The following is a 21,107-nucleotide window of genomic DNA, read 5'->3' as shown; positions in this document are numbered from 1 at the left end:
AATGCCAAGCTTTCGCACTATTTCTTAAATAAGTGCAAAAGATTTAACGTAGAGGCATCATGATCGGCAATATTTTCACCTTCAATATCATTTAAGACAGCCGTGGCCAATTGCTTCCCTAACTCTACGCCCCATTGATCATAACTATAGATGTTCCAAATTACGCCTTGCACATAGATCTTATGCTCATAGAGGGCAATAAGGGAGCCCAAGGATTTTGGAGTCAATTTATCTATAAGAAGGGTATTGGTAGGCTTGTTACCCTCAAACACCTTAAATGGCAAGATCCGGCCAATCGCATCTTCTGGGGTATTATTATTCTGAAGCTCTTGCTGCACCACTTCGGCCGATTTACCGTTCATAAGCGCCTCGGTCTGCGCGAAAAAGTTGGCCATTAATTTATTGTGGTGATCGGTATCTCCATATAAGGATTCCTTAAACCCTATAAAGTCGGTAGGAATCACTTTGGTTCCTTGATGGATTAACTGAAAAAAGGCATGTTGGGAATTAGTACCAGGTTCTCCCCAGATAATAGTCCCTGTTTGATAATCTACTCGATTTCCATTTCTATCCACGCTTTTCCCGTTACTTTCCATCACCCCCTGTTGGAGGTAGGCAGAAAAACGAGAGAGGTATTGGGAATAAGGGATTACAGCCTCTGTTTCGGCGCCATAGAAATTATTGTACCATATACTGATCAGTGCCAATACCACTGGAATATTATTCTCCAGCTCGGTATTTTTAAAATGGGTATCCATCTCATGGGCACCGTCTAACAATTCACTAAAATTCTTATAGCCTACTGCTAAGCAAATAGAAAGACCTACTGCGCTCCACAGGGAGAAACGGCCTCCTACCCAATCCCACATAGGGAATACATTTTCTGCTGCTATCCCAAACTCCGAAATTTTTTCCGTGTTGGTAGAAACTGCAGCAAAGTGTTTGGCCACATCCGCTTGAGAGGCGTGTTTTAAAAACCATTTTTTTATGGTAGTAGCATTGGTTAAGGTCTCTTGAGTGGTAAAAGTCTTTGATACTACCACGAACAAGGTTGTTTCTGGATCCAAATCTCTTAGAATCTCGTGTACGTGATCCCCATCTACATTACTTACAAAGTGCGTCTTAAGATGGTTGCCATAATATTTTAGGGCTTTTACAACCATTTCCGGACCAAGGTCCGATCCTCCAATACCTATATTCACCACATCTGTAAAGGCTTTTCCCGTGTATCCTTTCGCGGCTCCGGAAATAATGGACTCGCTAAACTGCTGCATCTTATTCCTCACCGCAAAAACTTCAGGAACAATATTTTCACCAGCTACTTTTATTACATCGGTTTCCTTAGCCCTTAATGCGGTGTGCAATACGGCCCTACCTTCGGTTTCATTAATTTCCTTGCCGTTAAACTGATCGGCAATAGCAGCAGACAATCCCACTTCCTTAGCAAGTTGCAAAAGCAACTCCATGGTTTCCGCAGAGATTCTATTTTTGGAATAGTCTACTGTAAAATTGTTCCAAGAAATAGAAAAATCTTCTGCACGATCTGGATGTGAAGCGAAGTATTCGTTTATGGTTTTAGCTGCATTCTCCTTAAAATGTGAAGATAATTTTTTCCAAGCTTCTGTCTTGGTAGGGTTACTGTGCTGTTGAGCCATCTTTATTGTTTAGTGTTAAAAGGTCTTCCTCCGGAAGCGCTATATATTCTATACAGTCCAACCGTTCTTTAATTGGAGCGATATGTTCTAGGTATTGTACTTTTATGCTATCGGCAATGGGGTCTGCATCTGGCAACTTTTCACGTAGGGGATCTACCTGCCGTCCATTTTTCCAGAAGCGGTAACACACATGGGGTCCGCTGGTATTTCCGGTCATCCCAATCCACCCAATGATATCTCCTTGTTTTACAAATTGCCCTCTTTTCACATTTTGCGCCTTCATGTGCAGGTATTGGGTACTATAGGTACTGTTATGCTTTATTTTTACATATTTCCCGTTTCCGCCTCTTTGGGTAGATTCTGTCACCGTACCACTTGCCGTCGCCATAATGGGAGTTCCTAGGGGAGCGGCATAGTCTGTCCCCTTGTGCGGCCGCACCCGGTTACCGTAATAGGCAATTCTTCTATTGAGGTTATACCTGGAGGATATCCTACTAAACTGTACAGGGGAGCGCAAAAATGCACGCCTAAGATTCTTAGCATCCTGATCAAAATACTCACTGATATTCCTCACGGAATCGGCCACAAAATTAAAGGCGTAAAACGGCTCTCCATTATGCTCAAAATAAGCAGCCTCTATATTTCCTGCACCAGCATATATGGTATCGTTAATATATTTCTCCTTGTAGATAACCTTAAACTTATCGCCCTTTTGCAACCTAAAAAAGTCAATATTCCAAGCGTATATTTCAGAAAGTCTGTTGGTAATATTATAATCTATTCCTTGATCCAAAATAGCTTCGGACAAGGAGGTTTCTATTACCCCAGACGCTTCCCTTTCTACATATTTCACCTTTTGCTTTTTCCTATAGGCTACTACGGTATCTCGTAAATCCACCACGGTATAGTTAATAGGATCGTTTTGGTAAATAAATACCTGGGCAGCGTTCACCGTATCCTTGGATTTTAGAATTACATAGGGTTTCCCTACATTAAATTTTCGGACATCAAAGGTATCTTTATACTGTTGGGTAATAGCAGCTATTTTAGGATAGCCTACCTTATTCCGAAGCATAATTTCCCCAAAGATATCCCCTTTCCTTACGGTATCCCTCAACACCTCAAAGTCGGACAGATTGAATCCAAACTCTTCCACCTCCACAGGCTTCTGAATGGTTACAACTTCTGCCAAGTCATCTTTTTGAGTGTTATCCTCCTTACAGGAAACAACTAATACTAAACTAAAAACTAGGGCCCAATACTTACTCATTGTCACTTTTTACTTTTTCGGGGTTAAAGATATGGTCTACCCATTGTTTCCCCCAATCATTTAACTCTTGTTTTGTATACAGCTCCGGAAAAAAGACCACTTTCTGAAAACTAGGCGGCAAATATTGCTTCCAATTGGTGCCCCCGGTAGCTTCAATCTGGGCATCATCCTTGGTTAGGTAGCGATAGGCCGACCCCATGTGCATCAGCGGCCAGTTTACGTTGGCATTCATATCCATAGCCTTTAACGCATCAATCAAGGTTTTATTCTCCTTGGCAGCTTTGGGAAGCTGTTGGTATTTTTCGTAGATGGTATTATCCTTCAACCCCTTTGCTATTCTAATCAATCTAGGCGTGTATCGGTATTCGAACTGCTTAAGGGTGAGCGTCTTTTCCCCTGTTGCTTTATCGGTTGCCCCTTTTTTCCAATAGATATGCTCATAGAGCTCCTCTATGGAATTCCTGGAAGAGTAATTTGCCCTTTCCTTGTAATCTACCAAATTCTCCATGGGGGTGGCATAAAGCTCAATCATCCTATATTGCGCAGATTGGAAACCACTGGCCGGCAACAAGGCCATTCTATATTGCATAAATTGTTCCCGCTGCATCCCTTTTATCATCACACTAAAGGACGATATTAAGACTTGGTAGTAGCTATTAATCCGATTTGCCTTCTCTATAAAGAAGTCTACATTTTGAGATTTATCATCCACCAGTTGTTTTTGTTCGTGTAGGATAAGCTTAAAATAAAGCTCGGTAATCTGGTGGTACATGATGAAGATTTCCTCATCGGGGAAGTGGGTCCTTGGCACTTGTATACTGAGCAAGGTATCCAAATTAATATAATCCCAATAGGTGAGGTACCGCTGATAGAGCAGCCCATCTAAATAAGAACTAAGATCTTGCCCAGAATCCTTGTATTTTTCTTCTAATTTGGAGATCTGGGAATCTATATGCTCTTTGTTCATTTTAGTCCATTATTATTTTAAACTGATGCTTAAGTCCATTATACCCATCCAAACTAGCCTTTATAGACCCAACTTTTAAATCTGCCTGGATAAGTACAGGAATCTTATTCTTATCGTTGGAGACCCATAGGGTTAAGCTTTCCTGCTCCTTAAATACCCTACCGGATTGAACGTACGGCCTAAACTTTAAGCTCTCTACTTTGCCGTATTTAGTTTTTAGGACCTCTTTGCCCAAGTATTTAAGTTTAAAATTAAATACTCCGTCATCATCATAAAGCATATTAAGTTTAATGCTTTCATTCAGTTTCAAGTCCTCAAAATTATAATTGTTGCGAAGATAATAAAAGGCTGAAACCAAATCCTGGATATCATCCTGAATAGTAAATTTAAACTTTTTATCGTTCTTTTTATCTTTTAATACCGCAGTCTCCGAATCATAATCAAAATTCACCTCAATATCCTTGGTATATCCACCTTCATTGATATTTCGGATAAATTTATAGGGCCTACCGGTTTCCTGATCAAAATAACTTTCATAGGTATCGTCTACCTTAAAAAACAAACTGGCAAATCCAGTAGTTTTTCCATTCCCGACCACGTGGTACACGGGAACCCCATTAAATTCTTTAGAACTTACATGTAAGGTGGCGTAGCTGGCATTTAAAAAACCGTAATGAATTCGGAACTTAAGCCATTCCCCCGGTTTAAAGGCAGATTCCCTTTCTTTATCTGAGTCTAGGTATAGGTCAGTAGTCCCGCCTAGGGCCGGTTGGTTTTGGGAGTTCAAGAAAAGTCCTAAAATCAATATCAGGACAACGCTTATCTTTTTCATATTCTTTGGATGTTGTAAAATTAATAAAAACCTTTGATTTTCACCGTTCTTCTACTAATCTAAACAAGAATTACACCAAAGTATTGTAACAAAAAAAAGCCCAGTCGTTAGACCGGGCTTTCCTAAATAACCAACCAAACTTTAAATTATGAAAAACCAATACTTAAAGTTGCAAGGGAACCACCCCTTGCGAGTACAAATTTAAAACAATCATCCCTTTTGGAATAGGTTTTAACGTACTTTAACGCTCACCTTAACATTATTTAATACCGCTAAATATAAAATTAAGATTTTGTTAAGACATCCGTTCTATTTAGAGGGTTCCACGCGACTCCTGCTCCCTTTCTATCGCCTCAAAAAGGGCCTTAAAATTTCCCTTTCCAAATGATTTTGCTCCCTTTCTTTGGATGATTTCTATGAACATGGTAGGCCTGTCCAAAATTGGCTTTGTAAATATTTGTAAAAGATAGCCTTCATCATCCCTATCTATCAAAATTCCAAGCTCCTTTAAGGGGGCCAATTCCTCATCAATCTCGCCCACTCTATCCAAAACGTCCTCATAATAACTAGGCGGAATACTCAAGAACTCTACGCCCCTAGACCTAAGGGATCCCACGGTCTCTATAATATTATCCGTAGCGAGTGCCATATGCTGCACCCCAGAACCATTATAAAACTGTATAAATTCTTCTATTTGAGATTTTTTCCTCCCCGATGCAGGTTCGTTGATCGGGAATTTGATACGCCCGTTCCCATTACTCATCACCTTGCTCATCAGCGCTGTGTACTCTGTAGATATATCCTTGTCATCGAAAGACACCAATTGTGCAAATCCCATGACCTTGGCATAAAACTCACACCATTTGTTCATTTCGTTCCACCCCACATTACCCACAATGTGATCTATATATTTTAGCCCCACATCCGGCGCCTTATAATATGGGTCCCACGCCCTATAACCCGGCATAAAAACCCCCTTGTAATTCTTACGCTCTACAAAGATATGCACGGTCTCCCCATAGGTATGGATCCCGGACAGCACCACTTCCCCTTTGTCATCTTTTTTCACTTTAGGCTCCATATAGCTCTCCGCTCCACGACTTACCGTTTCCATATGGCTTTTCCTAGCATCATCTACCCATAGGGCAATTACTTTTACCCCATCTCCATGAGCATCTAAATGCCTATTGATATCCCCACCGGATACTAGGGGAGAAGTAAGTACCAATCTTATTTTGTCTTGTTGCAGCACATAGGACACCCTGTCCGAAACCCCCGTTTCTAGACCGGCATAAGCAAGAGGCTGAAACCCCCAGGCAGCCATATAATAGTAGGCGGCCTGTTTAGCATTCCCCACATATAATTCTATATGATCTGTTCCTAGAATAGGTAAAAAATCTTCTGCCTCCGGATTCTCCTTGGGCAGTTTTAATGAGGTATTGTCTGTAGCCATGATGATATTGTTTTTTTAAGTTGATTGAAATGTTTTGAAAAACGTACTTCGGAATAAGGGAGAACATCCCCTCTCCATAGATTCCTTAAAAGATAGAAAATCCTGGAACCACTTACCACATTGCCCTGAGGTGGGCACTAATATCAACCCTAAATTGCAGCATGCTTATTTACTAATACTGTTCCTAGCAAATATCGCAATAAAAACTGTCTTAACTGACTAATTGATAATTTTAACCTTTTAGAGGCCTTAAAACCAATACCCGAGACTAAAAAAAAGATGATTCTCCTTCTTCTCGGGGGAGAATGTAAAATAAACTTGGACGGGACCAAGAATAGACTCTAGGCCATATCCAATTCCGTAACCGGAATATTCCGGAATATCAAACCAATCTGCGGTCCTAAATAGGTCGTCCCCCACATTGGCATAATTAGCTTTCAAGAGCAGATGGTTTTTAGGCCAAAACTCATAGTCTAACTTCACGGTTGCCTTTACATAGCTATTCCCCACAAGACTTAAGAAGTCGTACCCCATAAAAGGTATGGCATTATTGGTTAATTGGGTGCCATACCCACCCAGCACGAAGTCCATAGAGGCTACGGGCGACTTCCCCCATTTAAAACCTCCTTCGTGTTCCATTTGAAAATACACCTTATTCAATAATTTAAAGGCACCTCCCATCCTAGCCCTGCCCACAGAAAATTCTTTAAAATTGTTATTGAAGTCGGACGAAAGCACATAAAAATGAAAATCCCCGTCAAAGAAAAGACCTTTGGTAGGAAAGAAAATATCGTCGTAGGTGTCAAACGTCAGCTTCCCGTACGCGCTGTAAAAATCGCTTTTCTCAAAATAGGTCCTTCCATTAGAGGGGAGGCTGGGTGCCTCGGAAGGCTCTGCAAGGTTAAGCGTTTTTGTACTGTATTTCAACAGCTTGTGCTCCATCCCTAAAATAAAGGAGAACTCTTCCTTTAATACTGTTTGTAGATATATCTGATTGGTGAGATCGGTGGCACTTAGATTAATCTTTTGGATATTGGAACTGGCATCTACCTCGAAGTTAGATTTTATCAAGGCAAAATCTACTTCCTTATTAAAATGATCGAACTCGGAATTGATTCCGAAACTCCAGTAAAATCCCTTATCTACATAATACTCTAGCCGATACCTTAGATTATCCCCTACTATAAGATCTAGGGAGGCCACATCATCATCCATCAAAAAATTCTTCCTAGTCAAATTTACAATTCCGGCACTTTTGTAGAGACCGTTATAGTGGAGTCCGCCTCTAATAAACATTTTATCCGGATTCTCCTTCACATTTAGCAGCAATCCAACTCCCGGTCCATTGCTAAGCAGCTCATACTTTATGGACTTAAAATTCCCTGTTGCAGATAGGTTATTAATACCGCGCTGTAGCTTTGCAAAGGTGATCTCATCATCCTCATTAAATCGCAACTTCCCCATAATATAGGCCCTGGAATAATTATGGTTCCCCTGTATCATTAATTCATTCACATGAATGGTATCCTTAAGTTTCGCTGGCACTACCCCCTTCTTTTTAGTTATAGGCTTCTTGGCCAACCCTTCCAACTCCTTAATTTTAAGTCGGGCTGCCCTTTCCCCTTCATCTATTATAGCACCACCAAAACCAAAATCGATGACCGAGTACCCCTTAATATTGGGTGTAATATAGATATCGGTCTGTTCTGCTTTGCGTTCCATAGCCTTCACCGTTCTATAATTATTGATCTGCAAAAGGATACCTGTTGCAGATTTCAAGGACTCCCTATCGGAAAGTCCGTGCTGCACATCTACACCAATGATCACATCGGCACCCATTTTTTTCACCTCCTCTAGGGGGTAATTATTAACCACCCCACCATCTATCAGCACTTTGTCATCAATTTCTACCGGTCTAAAAAGCGAAGGAAAGGTACCGCTGGCCAAGATAGCCTGAGGTAAATACCCCCCCTCTAAACGCACCTCATCCCCCGTTTCCACATCGGTTGCGATGCAGACAAATGGAATTTGAAGCTTATTAAAGTTACTCACATCTTTTACATGGTAGAGCAGCCTCACAAATTCATTGTAAATACTCTGCCCCCCAGAGATACCTTGTGGAATGGTTATTTTAAATTTATTGAAGGGAAGGGTAATGGCATACCTTTCCGAGTCTTCCTTTTCATAGAAGGTCTTGGCCCCTCTTGGTACATTATCCTGTATAAGTGCGGTGAAATCAGTGCTTTTAAAGATAGAATCTAGCTGGGAAGCGGTATATCCCGATGCATAGAGGGCCCCTACAATAGCCCCCATACTGGTACCACCGATATAATCTATAGTGACCCCGGCCTCCTCAATTACTTTTAACGCCCCAATATGGGCAAGGCCTTTGGCTCCGCCGCCACTAAGCACCAGCCCTACTTTTAAATCTTTATTCCCAGTAGTGTCCTGCCCGCACAGCAGCGCGGAAAAACCAAGAAACAGCAAGGGGAATAAAAATTTAGGCATAGTACTAAAATAGGGGATTAATGAAAGGTTTCATAAATTATTTTTGCTTTGGCGCTTCCCACGGTTTCTGCCAGCTGCTCTAAGCTGGCTTCCTTGACCCTTTTTACCGATTTAAATTTTTTAAGCAAGGTTTCCACGGTCTTACCCCCAATCCCCTTTATAGACTCTAGCTCCGAATTAATAGCCGCCTTGCTTCTTTTGTTTCTATGGAAGGTAATCCCAAACCGGTGTGCTTCATTCCGTAGTTGCTGTATTGTTTTAAGGGATTCAGATTTTTTATCCAAATACAGCGGGATGGGATCTTCCGGGAAAAATATTTCCTCCAATCTTTTGGCGATGCCCACAATAGCTATCTTACCCCTAAGTCCCAAGGCATCCAAGCTTTTAAGTGCTGCGGACAACTGCCCCTTTCCCCCGTCTATAATGATAAGCTCTGGTAGGGACTCTTCCTCTTCCATTAACCGCTTATATCGCCTAAAGACCACCTCTTCCATGGAGGCAAAATCATCTGGCCCCGTCACGGTTTTAATATTGTAGTGCCTGTATTCTTTTTTGGAGGGCTTACCATCCCTGAACACTACACAGGCCGCAACCGGGTGGGTCCCCTGAATATTGGAGTTATCAAAACACTCTATATGCCGGGGTTCTTTAGACAATCGGAGATCGGTCTTCATCTGCGCCATTAGGCGATTGGTATGCCTATCTGGGTCAATTATTTTTATCTGTTTAAATCGCTCCTGACGGAAAAATTTGGCATTCCGCTCCGAGAGTTCCATAATCTTCTTTTTATCCCCCAATTTGGGTACCACAATTTTCAGATGCTTTTCTAGCTCTATGCGGTATGGTAGGTAAATTTCCTTAGACTGGGAGTTAAATCGCTGCCTAATCTCTACCACCGCCAATTGCAGTAACTCCTCATCCGTTTCATCCAACTTTTTCTTTATTTCCATGGTATGAGACCGGATAATGGATCCATGCGAAAGTTGAAGAAAGTTAATATAGGCATAGGCATCATCCGAGACAATGGTAAACACATCCACATTATTGATGTTGGGGTTTACGATGGTTGATTTCACCTGGTAGTTTTCTAGCACTTCTATCTTTTCCTTGATCTTCTGGGCCTCCTCAAATTTCATTTCCTCGGCCAAGGTTTTCATCTGGTTTCTAAAGTAGTGTAAGGACGATTTAAAGTTGCCTTTTATAATCTCTCGGATATCCGCTATTTGACGGTTGTAGTTTTCTTCGGATTGCAATCCCTCACAAGGCCCCTTACAATTTCCCAAATGATATTCTAGACAGACCTTATACCTATCTCCCGCAATTTTATCTGGGGAAAGGTCATAATTGCAGGTACGCAACGGATACACACTTTTTATAAGATCTAACAAGGTGTGTACGGTCTTCATACTGGTATAGGGCCCATAATACTCAGACCCATCTTTGATAAATCTTCTGGTGGGAAAAATTCTGGGAAACCGTTCGTTTTTTATACAGATCCACGGATAGGTCTTATCGTCTTTCAACAGCACGTTGTACCGAGGCCTATATTTTTTTATTAGGTTGTTCTCTAACAGCAGCGCGTCCGATTCTGTTGGAACCACAATATGCCTTATCTGTTTAATTTTTTTTACAAGGACCCGAGTCTTTCCGTACTCGTGCTTTTTATTAAAATAGGAACCCACCCTTTTTTTAAGGTTTTTGGCTTTCCCCACATAGAGTATCTTTTCTTCGGCATCATAAAATTGATAAACTCCCGGATTTTCGGGCAGCGATCTCAATTGAACTTCAAGAGGTATATAAGGCATTATTATTTAAGGTTTCTCCTTTATTAATTAGTAACGAAAATTACTGCGATTTTATTAGAGCTCATAGGAAATCCCAGTTTTTAATGGACACTACAAAATACCCTGAGCTAGAAAGCTTAATCCTTAGACCATCCCAAAAGGCTTTTATTTTTTCCCTCCCACCACGGGAAGGTCATTTTCCTATAGCTAACCACTTAGACATAGCACTCTAGAAACCAGCTACTAATACAATAAATAGCCTCCAGTTTTAGGGGTATAGCTTTTGGCTACTCGGACCAGAAAACAAGGTTTTTGGCCTGAAAAACCCCTCCAAACCATAATGAAACGTTAAAAACAGTGCATTTCATCGATTAAATAGTGCTTTTTACGGATAATCTACCTCTTTTTTTGCTATATTTAAAAAAAATAAGGCGACAAAACAATGGACAATTACATCATTACGCTCGGAACATACTTAATTATAATGGGCATTTTTAAGGTCTATTACAAATTAAAGGTATCCACCAAAGAATAGCTTTCCCAATAAATTTAATCCACTATTCCCCAAAAAGGAATCACGCCCCCTACTCATAACTTTTACGTATGCTGAAGAAGGATTTGCGGTTGCGCTACAAAAATCGCCGAAAAGATCTTAGCAATCAGCAAGTTGATGATTTCAGTTTAGCTATTGCCAATCAACTTTTAAAAGTCCCTATCTGGGATTATTCCTTTTACCACTTATTTTTAAGCATTACCGAACAAAAAGAGGTAGACACCAGCATGCTCTTATCCATTTTGCAAGGCAAGGATAAAAATGTGGTGCTTCCAAAAATGGCCGACAATCAACAATTGGTTAACTACCTACTTACCGACAGCAGTATTATCAAGAAAAATCATTGGAACATTCCAGAACCCGTAGATGGAATAGAGATTCCCCCTAATAAGCTAGATGTGGTATTTATGCCCTTACTGGCATTTGACCTTAAAGGCAATAGGGTAGGATATGGCAAGGGATTTTATGACAGCTTGCTTAAAGACTGCAGGCCAGACCTTATAAAGGTAGGCCTTTCATTTTTCCCGGCTGAGGATGAGATATCTGACAGCGAACCCCACGATGTCCCTATGGACTATTGCGTTACTCCTGAGCGGATTTATTCGTTTTAGCCTCTTCCGGAGAGGGTCCGAAGGCTTTTTTATTGAAGACGATCAGAATTCCGACTCCAGTACTAATAGCCATATCCGCAATGTTAAACACCGGCTCAAAGAAGCGGAAGGTATTCCCTCCAATTACAGGGACCCAGGATGGCCACACCGTGTCTATCATTGGAAAGTATAGCATATCTACCACCTTCCCGTGAAAAATACTCCCATAGGGCTCTGCTGCAAAGGCAGTAGCCACCTGAGAATAACTATGATCAAAGATTACTCCGTAAAATACGGAATCTATGATATTCCCCAACGCTCCGGCAAATATTAAGGATACTGCTATGATTAGGGTTTTGGAGGCGTGTTTCTTAATGGTATCTAACAACCAATAGCCAATCCCTACAATTGCAAAAAGCCTGAAAATTGTGAGTACTAGTTTCCCTGCCCTATCGGAAATAGGCAGGATATCGCTTAGCTTGGTGCCCCAAGCGGCCCCTTCATTCTCTATGAACAAAATTTTGAACCAGCTAAAAACTTCTACCGATTCTCCCAACATAAAGCTGGTTTTAATATAGAATTTACTCACCTGGTCTACCAAGAGGATCAGGAGAATAATGATAAGCGATTTTTTTAAATTCATTACTTAAAAAATAGATGCGGCAAAAATAGACATATTTTTCGATTTTCCCCTGGAGGTACTTACCGGTTATGGAATTAGAAAGCAATTGTTTGTGCTAACAAAAAACATGGACACAAAAAAATCGCATTAAAAAAAAACGCCTTTTCAGGCGTTTTTTTCATTTGTTAGGTTTGCATGTTTTTTGCCTCGATGCTCAGGGTGGCATGCGGCACAAGCTTTAGTCGCTCCTTATTAATTAATTTCCCTGTAACACGACATACGCCATAGGTTTTGTTTTCTATACGCAGTAAGGCGTTCTTCAAATCCCTAATAAACTTCTCCTGACGGATTGCCAATTGGGTATTTGCTTCTTTACTCATGGTCTCCGAACCTTCCTCAAAAGCTTTGAAGGTGGGCGAGGTATCATCCGTACCATTATTCCCATCATTCATATATGAACTTTTAAGAAGCTCTAGGTGACTTTTTGCTTTTTCGATCTTCTCCTCTATCAAGGCTTTAAATTCGCTTAAATCCTTATCTGAGTATCTTACTTTTAAATCTTCGGCCATAATACTAATGTTTTACAATGAATAATCTCGTATTTATTTCATCGAAAGCTATCTCTACACCGTTCTCCAAGCTTTCTACAAAATTTAGCTCTGCTGTTAAGGTCTCGGACTTAATATAGGCCATATTACTATCCACAGCCTCCTCAACAAAACCATTTTTTAACAGGGTAACATTTATTTTATCCGTTACCTCAAATCCAGAATCCTTTCTAAGGTTCTGAATCCTATTCACCAGTTCTCTAGCGATACCTTCCTTTTTAAGGTTCTCATTAATGGATACGTCCAAAGCTACTGTGATGGAGCCTGAACTTGCCACTAACCAACCTTCAATATCTTGAGAGGATATTTCTACATCCTCAAGCTGTAAAGTAACACTTTTATTATTAATCTGCAGATTAATTTCGCCTTCTTGTTCAATTTTCAAGATATCTTCTTGATCTAGCTTGGCAACCTCCGCAGCTATTTGCTTCATATCCTTGCCATACCTTGGCCCCAAAGTTTTAAAATTGGGTTTTATTTGCTTCACCAAAATTCCGGAAGCATCGTCCAACAGCTCTATTTCCTTAACATTAACCTCAGATTTAATCAACTCTGCCACTGCTTCCACTTCCCTTCTCTGGTTTTCGTCCAGCACAGGAATCATAATTTTTTGCAGGGGTTGACGCACCTTAATTTTCTCTCTTTGCCTAATAGACAATACCAAAGAGGAGATTACTTGGGCTTTATCCATCTTGCTCTCCAACTCTTTATTCACCATTGCTGGATCGTACTTTGGAAAATCGGCCAAATGAACGCTTTCAAAAGGTTCCTTTTTGGTGGTATTGGTCAAATCCTTATAGAGTCGGTCCATATAAAATGGCGCTACAGGTGCAGACAATTTTGCCACTGTTTCCAAACAGGTATACAGGGTTTGATAAGCGGATATTTTATCGCGCTGATAATCCCCTTTCCAGAAACGTCTTCTACTTAGGCGAACATACCAGTTACTGAGGTGTTCCTGCACATAATTGGAAATGGCCCTTGTTGCCCTTGTAGGCTCATAATCGCCATACGCCTCGTCTACGGTCTTGATCAGCGAATGCAATTCGGACAAAATCCACTGATCTATCTCTGGTCGCTCTTCCAACGGCACATCGTCTTCCGAATAATCAAATTGGTCAATATTGGTGTATAAAGCAAAGAAGGAGTAGGTATTGTAGAGTGTTCCAAAGAACTTTCTTTTCACTTCCGCAATCCCTTCCACATCAAATTTTAAGTTATCCCACGGATTGGCATTGGAGATCATATACCAACGAGTGGCATCGGGTCCAAACTCGTCCATCGTCTCAAATGGGTCTACTGCATTCCCAAGACGCTTAGACATTTTCTTTCCCTCTTTATCTAGCACCAGCCCGTTAGAAACCACGTTTTTGTAGGCCACGGAGTCGAACACCATTGCAGCAATGGCGTGCAGGGTATAGAACCACCCTCTGGTCTGGTCTACTCCCTCAGCAATAAAATCGGCAGGAAATGTAGTCCCTTGATCTATCAATTCCTTATTTTCGAAGGGGTAATGCCATTGTGCATAGGGCATGGATCCACTATCGAACCACACATCTATAAGGTCACTTTCGCGTTTCATAGGTTTTCCAGAATCGGAAACTAGGGTAATCCCATCCACAATGTTTTTATGTAGATCTATTTTTTCGTAGTTCTCCTCGGACATATCCCCAACTACAAAGTCCTTAAAGATATCTTCCTCTAGGAATCCGGCTTTCACCGCTTTCTGCATTTCTTCCTTAAGCTCTGCCACAGAACCAACGATGCGTTGCTCCGAGCCATCCTCGGTACGCCAAATAGGCAGGGGAATCCCCCAATACCTCGAACGAGAAAGGTTCCAATCATTTGCATTTGCCAACCAATTTCCAAACCTGCCTTCTCCGGTAGCCTTAGGCTTCCAATTAATAGTCTGGTTAAGGCTGAACATTTTATCTTTTACCTCGGTAATTTTTATGAACCAAGAATCTAATGGGTAATACAGAATAGGCTTATCGGTACGCCAGCAGTTGGGGTAGCTATGCACATATTTCTCTACCTTAAATGCCCTGTTATCTTCTTTTAGTTTGATGGCGATCTCCACGTCTACAGACCTTTCGGGCGCCTCACCATCCTCATAATATTCGTTCTTCACATATTTTCCGGCCAGCTCTTGAAGTTCTGGGCGGAATTTTCCTTGTAGATCTACCAGGGGCACAGGATTGTTATTCTCATCTAACACCAACATAGGTGGCACCTCTGGTTCTGCCTGCTTGGCTACAAGGGCATCATCTGCACCAAAGGTAGGTGCGGTATGCACAATTCCGGTACCGTCTTCCGTAGTAACAAAATCGCCCGAAATTACCCTAAAGGCATTTTCCGGATGCTGATAGGGCTGCGCGTAGTCTAATAGCTGCTCATATCGAATCCCTACTAAATCGGCTCCTTTCACCTCATCAACGATCTGATACGGAATTTTCTTGTCCTTGGAAGTATAGTTGGCCAGGTCTGCCTCACTTTCCGCAAGGTAGTACTTACCGGTAAACTGTTTTCCTATCAAGGATTTGGCCAAAACCACCGTCATAGGCTCAAAAGTGTATTGGTTAAAAGTTTTAACCGCCACATAATCTATCTTGGGACCTACGGTAAGCGCCGTATTAGAAGGTAAGGTCCATGGAGTGGTAGTCCACGCCAAAAAAAATATCTCGTTCTCCAAACCTTTAAAAACACCGTTCAAGGAGTCTTTTTTCACCTTAAACTGGGCCACTACTGTAGTATCAGTAACATCTTGGTAGGTTCCAGGCTGATTGAGCTCGTGCGAACTTAAGCCGGTCCCTGCTTTGGGGGAATAGGGCTGAATGGTATATCCTTTGTAAATAAGCCCTTTATCGTAAATCTGCTTAAGCAACCACCAAACAGACTCCATGTATTTGGATTTATAGGTAACATAAGGATCCTCCATATCTACCCAATACCCTACTTTTTCGGTCATGGAATTCCATACATCCGTATAGCGCATTACGGCCTTCTTACAAGCTGCGTTATATTCTGCCACCGAAATCTTGGTCCCAATATCCTCCTTGGTAATCCCTAATTCCTTTTCAACACCCAATTCTATAGGCAAACCGTGGGTATCCCAACCAGCTTTTCGCTTTACCTGGAAGCCTTTCATGGTCTTATATCTTGGGAAGATATCTTTTATGGTACGGGCCATTACATGGTGTATCCCTGGCAAACCGTTGGCAGACGGGGGACCTTCGTAAAAGACAAAGCTCTCTTTACCTTCCCGAGAGGAAACACTTTTTTCAAAAATGGCGTTCTCTTTCCAGTAGTTCAATATCTCTTCTGCCACTTTGGGCAAATCCAATCCCTTATATTCTGCAAACTTCATAATAACAGCTTCTAATGCTTCATTTTAAGTTTGCAAAACTACTAAATCTATACAAATTTTTACCCATCTTAGCCCCGGTAAAAAAATCTTTTATCATTCCACTTGGTTTTTCATCAAACTAAATGAACCTCCTTTCTGGTCGTTTTATTAAAAATCCAATTCTTATCGCCTTCAATCTGATGCGAATAAAAAAAAGGGACCGTCCAAACGGACAGCCCCTTTTAAAATTATTAAACCTTTGTGATTTCTTACTGTACAGTCCCCGTAACGCTAACGGAAGCAGTAATATTTAAAGCAGAGGTTATATTGATTGCACCTAGGTTAAGTCCGGTGGTAGACTCTACTTCCAACATGGAATTAAAAGACAATTCACCTTGTGCATCCTCCTTATAAGAGGCAAAAACAAGCTCGTACTCTCCTTCTTTCAAAAATTCCAAGCTATAGGATCCATTTAGGCCTTTGGCCTCAGAACTGGTTACTGCGTTGGCAAAGGTTACATTACTCTCACCTTTCCCTTTAGTCTCCACATCGGCATTGAATTTACCTTTCTCATAAGCATACACAATAATCTTATCCGAAGTGTTTTTAGAATCGTTTACCATTCCGGAAATTTTTCCGGTCACCGCGGCGTTTACCGTTCTAATACCAGCAGAAAGCTCGGCCATCGTTACAAAATCGTAGTCGCTAGACAAGGTGCTTTTCTCTTCCTTGATAATTTTCCTAAGATCAAAATCCACCACAATTTTATTGTTAGCCTGTGCAAGGATCTCAAAAGTATCGGTCACTTTAATCTTGTTGGAAGAGGCTGCTATGGCGTCTTTTGTTCCGTCTGCTCTTTCTACGTAGCAACCAGGGGAGTTACCTTGGACATCCTTATCAAAATCCAATTCAAAAACAATGTTTGAATACGATTTTGCCTGCAGATCCAAATTACCCAAAGCCTTGGTTTTACCATTTACTAAAGCGGCTAGGTTTACCGTAGTAGCGCTAAAGCCTTCCAGTGCTTTTCCGTCTACAGACACATTGGCTATGGTAACAAAAACAGCCTTTACATCGGCATTATCAACGGGGGCATCAGTAATTTCAAAACTAGTATTATACGACTCACCTTCCATGGAAGAATCATCACTTTTTTCACATGATACCATTGCCATTACAGCAAATAACATCAATCCTGCATTCTTTAAATAATTTTTCATAGACTTCATAATAATTTAATTTGAATAGTTACTAATAAAACAACTCAATCTAACTTATCCCTACCCCAAAAATGTTAAAAGTACACAAGCAAACACTACCCTTTTGACTCCCAGCGGATTAAAATGCTAATTAACTAGGTGCGCATTGCCCTCTGGGACAGGGATGCACATTTTAGTGGCCCAACTGAGCGATGCTAAAATATAAATAGCCAATACTACATGCCAAACTCAGCGGACAGAAATTTCTATTGCCCCCAATGAATACGGCCTACCACATCCCTGTGAAGGGATATAATAAGCACCAAAAACCTTAAAGGAACCAATCTACTGTAGCGGGATTGAACCTTACATGGTTAAGGCCACCCCTATGTTGTTCTTCCCCCTGCAGTGTAGCATTTAGAACAAATAGCGCGCACCGAGTATTAAATTAATTCCAGGGGCTACAATCCCTGAAGAATAGGAACGGTAGCGTTGATCCGTTATATTTTCTAAGTGCAGGTGCAGGGTCCATGGCGAGGAAACCTGGTATTGGGAACGTAGGTTTAGGGTATACCAAGAAGGAGAATAGGTGTCTCCATTGGCATCTTGCGCATATATATAGCTTTTCTTCCTTTCGGAAAGAGCCATATCGCTATGGGAAATCTCACCGTTATAGTTAACAAAAAGATCGGTCTTTAGCCTGTGGTTCTTCCAAACAAGGTGAACATCCCCAAAAGTCGGCGCCACGTGTCTACCTGGAGAATGCGACCCATCATCCTCTTCTTCCTCCCCCTTGGTTACGGTTAAGTTGGAAACCAAGGATAGGTTTTCGGTCATATAAACATCCACTCCAATCTCAAATCCATGCACATAGGCCATTGCAGCATTTTGCACGGCCTGCACCCTGCTCATTTCTCCATGATAATCAATTTCACCCTGCCCATTAAATTGATAATCGCGACGTACCAATGCATCTACCAAATACGTATAAAAGGCTGCTGCTTTAATGGTAGACCGGTCCTTAAAATTCTTCCGAACCCCTATTTCCATATTATAGGCATATTCTGGTTCCAAATCCGCATTGGGGACTACTACAGCCCCTGGCTCGGAATCAAAGACTTTTCCTATATCATCTATATTAGGTGCTCTAAAGCCTGTAGAACCGTTTAGCGTGAGCTGCAAATCCGTTCTAGGGAACCAACTAAATCCCACACTCCCCGTTAAAGCGCCAGTACTTAGATCGGCATTTTTAAAAGGAAACGGGTAAAAGCTATGATCAAAATCTGCATTTATCCACACATGGCTATAGCGCAGGCCGGATGAGAGGGTGAAATTGGGTTTTGCTTTGAGCTCCCCACTTATATAAGCGGCCAGCGTTTGCCAACTAGACCCATCGGGATAACGGGAAGCGGATGGCTGATTGGTATTGTCCCCTAGGTGCAGCCTATGACCATGGGATCCAATCTTATTGTACACATACTCACTCCCATAATAAAGCCTGAAGTTGCCCATTCTCTTATTTTCAAGATCCACATTTAGGCTAAGTGCATCCACATTTTCTTGGGTACTGTATAGGTAGTCCTCCTGGAAACCACGCTCATTTCTACTCTCCTTAAAGTTTTGATAAGCTGCAGTTATTTTTAACCCATCATAGAATTTTCTAAGTCCGTCTTGATAAAACTGAAGATTCCCCATAAACCACTTTTGCGGACCGTAGTACCACTCTGCAGATCGGAGTCCGTCCCCATCCTTGGAAGGCCTAATCAGCCTGTCGTACCTATCAAAATCGGAGGTTTCCGAATAAAACAGTCCTAGGTCTATATTCCAATTATTATTAGGTTTATAGGCCACTTTCTGCATCAGGTTTAGCTGATCATAGCCAGTTGGGCGCTGCAATTTAGAATTCTTGTTTTGCTTAATTACATCTCCTTCTCCCATACCATTTACCACATACTGCGTACGCAGGTAAGATTGCGGACCGTGCGACCCCATCCTCAGGTCGCCAAAATCATTGTATGAAAAACTGGATAAAAAGGCCCATTCCTTTTTACCTAAATTAAGATCTACATGAAAGCTATTTTCACTATTGGCCGTAGCATACCTGTAACCTCCAGTACCGGTAACCAAAAGGCTATCCTGGGAAGAAAACTGCGGTTTTTTAGTGTAAAAATTCATTACCCCTCCAATAGCATCTGAGCCATAGATAACGGAACCGGGTCCAAAAATAATTTCGGTACTCCTCACGGTAAAGGGATCTAATGAGATGATATTTTGGATATTACCACTTCTAAAGATCGCATTGTTCATGCGTACCCCATCTACGGAAATCAACAATCTATTGGTTGCAAAACCACGTATCATTGGGCTCCCTCCCCCTAACTGACTTTTTTGCACAAAGACCTTTCCGCTATTACTAAGGAGATCAGCCGAGGTTTGAGGCGCGGTAAACGCGATGTTTTGGGCATTGATCACTTCAATTTTCTGAGGAATATCTTTTCGTTGTTGTTCCCATTTGGAAATGGACATAACCACCTCATCCAATTGTTCGGCATCTAAGGTCATATACACCTTTCCCCTCTTCAACAGATTTTCTTTGGTAGCCTTCACCATCTGATACCCGATATGTCTCAGGGTAATACGCTCTCCCTCCTGGAACTGGGAGAGGTTGCACACCCCATCAAAATCTGATAGCGCTGTTTTAGACTTATCGGCGTTATAAACAACCACATTGGAGATCGGCTGCCGATCATCTGCATCCAACACAATAATTTCCTGACCTCTAACCCCATAAAAAAGCAAAAGGACAAGTACAAATACGGTCCTTTTCATATTAACTAAACACCTCATTTAACACTGCCAACGTTTTCGGTTTTCTAAACCCCTGTAGATGCAACTCATAAAAAAGCACCAGGTTTTTCAACAGGTTCTTCCTGTCATTTTTATTCAACTTAATCCCTTCTATGCCATCAAAACCTATGCCCAAAATGCTTTTAAAACAAAATAGTTCCCTCCCCTCTAGAATAGGGTTTAGGGAAGGTTCTTTTACAAATTCTCCCTCCAAAAGATCGAAACAGGGGTAGTCTTTATTTTCCATATCGGGGAAAAAGCCTAGGTACTTACTAAGCATCAAAAGAAAATGCAGGTGAAAATTAGCATAATCGCTATGGGTATCTAGCCATTGAAAAGAGGCTTCCATAAAATGAAAAAGCTCTGTATTGGGCTCTTCCTCATGAATACTATTCGCAATCATTTCGGCTAAGAAGAAGGTAATGGCATTTTTGGCAATTTGAGTATGGAGACTCTGAAAGTGATAGCTCACCCTCACTTCTTTTAAATGTTCTAAAGTGCCTTTATCCTTGTGAACCGCAACAATTTCTAGCTGCGCCAAGGGTTGAAAGTACGCTGCCTTTAGCTTGCCTTTCTTTGCCGCCAGCACCCCTTTTAACATATAGGTCCGTATTCCGCTAGAAAGGGTGTACATGGTAACTATCAGGCTGGTTTCCCCATATTTTATGGCTTTCAGCACAATGGCCTTCGTAGTGACCTGCATAGTGAATGTATTTAGGGTTAAAAATTGAACACTATTACCAAATGAACTCTTACTTCCCGGTACCGTAAAGCTCAGGATATTAGCCCTACACGCATAGTACCATTCATAAAAAAGGACCGGAAATGCCTTAAATCGCCATTCCGGTCCTACTTTTTACTGAGTATTTTCTG

14 protein-coding genes are annotated in these 21,107 nt (G+C 41.3%); 1 reads left to right on the top strand and 13 read right to left on the bottom strand.

Annotated elements, in window-relative coordinates; all coding sequences use genetic code 11:
* Positions 1 to 17: 17 nt before the first annotated feature.
* The 7 genes from pgi to uvrC form a co-directional block, all read right to left on the bottom strand.
* On the bottom strand, positions 18 to 1,655 hold the full coding sequence (gene pgi, locus BV214_RS01840; protein WP_086475760.1) for a glucose-6-phosphate isomerase: 1,638 nt from the start codon (positions 1,653 to 1,655) through the stop codon (positions 18 to 20).
* Complete coding sequence (locus BV214_RS01835; RefSeq protein WP_086475759.1) at positions 1,636 to 2,925, bottom strand: M23 family metallopeptidase; 1,290 nt, start codon at positions 2,923 to 2,925, stop codon at positions 1,636 to 1,638. The genes pgi and BV214_RS01835 overlap by 20 nt, the downstream gene beginning before the upstream one ends.
* Positions 2,918 to 3,892, bottom strand: a complete 975-nt coding sequence (locus BV214_RS01830; RefSeq protein ID WP_086475758.1) for a tryptophan 2,3-dioxygenase family protein — start codon at positions 3,890 to 3,892, stop codon at positions 2,918 to 2,920. Before BV214_RS01830 ends, BV214_RS01835 begins: the two co-directional genes overlap by 8 nt.
* A 1-nt stretch (position 3,893) precedes the next feature.
* Complete coding sequence (locus BV214_RS01825) at positions 3,894 to 4,724, bottom strand: DUF3108 domain-containing protein (protein ID WP_086475757.1); 831 nt, start codon at positions 4,722 to 4,724, stop codon at positions 3,894 to 3,896.
* 313 nt (positions 4,725 to 5,037) lie between these two features.
* On the bottom strand, positions 5,038 to 6,177 hold the full coding sequence (gene hppD / locus BV214_RS01820; protein WP_086475756.1) for a 4-hydroxyphenylpyruvate dioxygenase: 1,140 nt from the start codon (positions 6,175 to 6,177) through the stop codon (positions 5,038 to 5,040).
* Positions 6,178 to 6,426: 249 nt separating this feature from the next.
* Positions 6,427 to 8,685 (bottom strand): patatin-like phospholipase family protein, encoded by a 2,259-nt coding sequence (locus BV214_RS01815; protein ID WP_086475755.1) that lies wholly within the window; start codon positions 8,683 to 8,685, stop codon positions 6,427 to 6,429.
* A gap of 17 nt (positions 8,686 to 8,702) precedes the next feature.
* A complete protein-coding gene (uvrC, locus tag BV214_RS01810; RefSeq protein WP_086475754.1) occupies positions 8,703 to 10,490 on the bottom strand; it encodes an excinuclease ABC subunit UvrC in 1,788 nt (595 codons plus the stop codon).
* Between the two features lie 582 nt (positions 10,491 to 11,072).
* Here uvrC and BV214_RS01805 point away from each other — a divergent pair.
* A complete protein-coding gene (locus tag BV214_RS01805) occupies positions 11,073 to 11,633 on the top strand; it encodes a 5-formyltetrahydrofolate cyclo-ligase (protein ID WP_086475753.1) in 561 nt (186 codons plus the stop codon).
* On the opposite strand, the gene BV214_RS01800 is transcribed toward BV214_RS01805, so the two are convergent.
* The 6 genes from BV214_RS01800 to recO all read right to left on the bottom strand — a co-directional run bounded on the left by BV214_RS01800 (position 11,605) and on the right by recO (position 20,937).
* Complete coding sequence (locus BV214_RS01800) at positions 11,605 to 12,255, bottom strand: lipoprotein signal peptidase (protein ID WP_086475752.1); 651 nt, start codon at positions 12,253 to 12,255, stop codon at positions 11,605 to 11,607. The genes BV214_RS01805 and BV214_RS01800 overlap by 29 nt on opposite strands.
* A 164-nt stretch (positions 12,256 to 12,419) precedes the next feature.
* Positions 12,420 to 12,803 carry a TraR/DksA family transcriptional regulator gene (locus BV214_RS01795; protein ID WP_086475751.1) on the bottom strand — a complete coding sequence of 128 codons (384 nt, stop codon included), beginning with the start codon at positions 12,801 to 12,803 and terminating at the stop codon, positions 12,420 to 12,422.
* A 4-nt stretch (positions 12,804 to 12,807) separates the two neighbouring features.
* The gene (ileS, locus tag BV214_RS01790; RefSeq protein WP_086475750.1) at positions 12,808 to 16,209 is read right to left on the bottom strand and encodes an isoleucine--tRNA ligase; all 3,402 of its coding nucleotides are present in this window, start codon (positions 16,207 to 16,209) and stop codon (positions 12,808 to 12,810) included.
* Positions 16,210 to 16,457: 248 nt separating this feature from the next.
* Positions 16,458 to 17,408 (bottom strand): DUF4382 domain-containing protein, encoded by a 951-nt coding sequence (locus tag BV214_RS01785; protein WP_086475749.1) that lies wholly within the window; start codon positions 17,406 to 17,408, stop codon positions 16,458 to 16,460.
* 396 nt (positions 17,409 to 17,804) lie between these two features.
* Complete coding sequence (locus BV214_RS01780) at positions 17,805 to 20,234, bottom strand: TonB-dependent receptor (RefSeq protein WP_245806731.1); 2,430 nt, start codon at positions 20,232 to 20,234, stop codon at positions 17,805 to 17,807.
* Entirely contained in the window at positions 20,218 to 20,937 is a 720-nt protein-coding gene (gene recO / locus BV214_RS01775) for a DNA repair protein RecO (RefSeq protein WP_086475747.1), read from the bottom strand. Before recO ends, BV214_RS01780 begins: the two co-directional genes overlap by 17 nt.
* Positions 20,938 to 21,107 lie beyond the last annotated feature (170 nt).

It is taken from the genome of Arenibacter amylolyticus, from assembly GCF_002150785.1.
Classification (GTDB): Bacteria; Bacteroidota; Bacteroidia; order Flavobacteriales; family Flavobacteriaceae; genus Arenibacter; species Arenibacter amylolyticus.
The sequence above is the reverse complement of the archived record's forward strand: the minus strand, read 5'-3'. Positions and strand labels throughout refer to the sequence as shown.

What these genes read in the sequence shown, in the direction of transcription:
- BV214_RS01815 (WP_086475755.1), bottom strand. Translation starts at nt 8,685, where the DNA reads ATGCCTAAATTTTTATTCCCCTTGCTGTTTCTTGGTTTTTCCGCGCTG.
- BV214_RS01785 (WP_086475749.1), bottom strand. Translation starts at nt 17,408, where the DNA reads ATGAAAAATTATTTAAAGAATGCAGGATTGATGTTATTTGCTGTAATG.
- BV214_RS01825 (WP_086475757.1), bottom strand. Translation starts at nt 4,724, where the DNA reads ATGAAAAAGATAAGCGTTGTCCTGATATTGATTTTAGGACTTTTCTTG.
- BV214_RS01800 (WP_086475752.1), bottom strand. Translation starts at nt 12,255, where the DNA reads ATGAATTTAAAAAAATCGCTTATCATTATTCTCCTGATCCTCTTGGTA.
- BV214_RS01780 (WP_245806731.1), bottom strand. Translation starts at nt 20,234, where the DNA reads ATGAGGTGTTTAGTTAATATGAAAAGGACCGTATTTGTACTTGTCCTT.
- BV214_RS01835 (WP_086475759.1), bottom strand. Translation starts at nt 2,925, where the DNA reads ATGAGTAAGTATTGGGCCCTAGTTTTTAGTTTAGTATTAGTTGTTTCC.
- pgi (WP_086475760.1), bottom strand. Translation starts at nt 1,655, where the DNA reads ATGGCTCAACAGCACAGTAACCCTACCAAGACAGAAGCTTGGAAAAAA.
- recO (WP_086475747.1), bottom strand. Translation starts at nt 20,937, where the DNA reads ATGCAGGTCACTACGAAGGCCATTGTGCTGAAAGCCATAAAATATGGG.
- uvrC (WP_086475754.1), bottom strand. Translation starts at nt 10,490, where the DNA reads ATGCCTTATATACCTCTTGAAGTTCAATTGAGATCGCTGCCCGAAAAT.
- BV214_RS01805 (WP_086475753.1), top strand. Translation starts at nt 11,073, where the DNA reads ATGCTGAAGAAGGATTTGCGGTTGCGCTACAAAAATCGCCGAAAAGAT.
- BV214_RS01795 (WP_086475751.1), bottom strand. Translation starts at nt 12,803, where the DNA reads ATGGCCGAAGATTTAAAAGTAAGATACTCAGATAAGGATTTAAGCGAA.
- hppD (WP_086475756.1), bottom strand. Translation starts at nt 6,177, where the DNA reads ATGGCTACAGACAATACCTCATTAAAACTGCCCAAGGAGAATCCGGAG.
- ileS (WP_086475750.1), bottom strand. Translation starts at nt 16,209, where the DNA reads ATGAAGTTTGCAGAATATAAGGGATTGGATTTGCCCAAAGTGGCAGAA.
- BV214_RS01830 (WP_086475758.1), bottom strand. Translation starts at nt 3,892, where the DNA reads ATGAACAAAGAGCATATAGATTCCCAGATCTCCAAATTAGAAGAAAAA.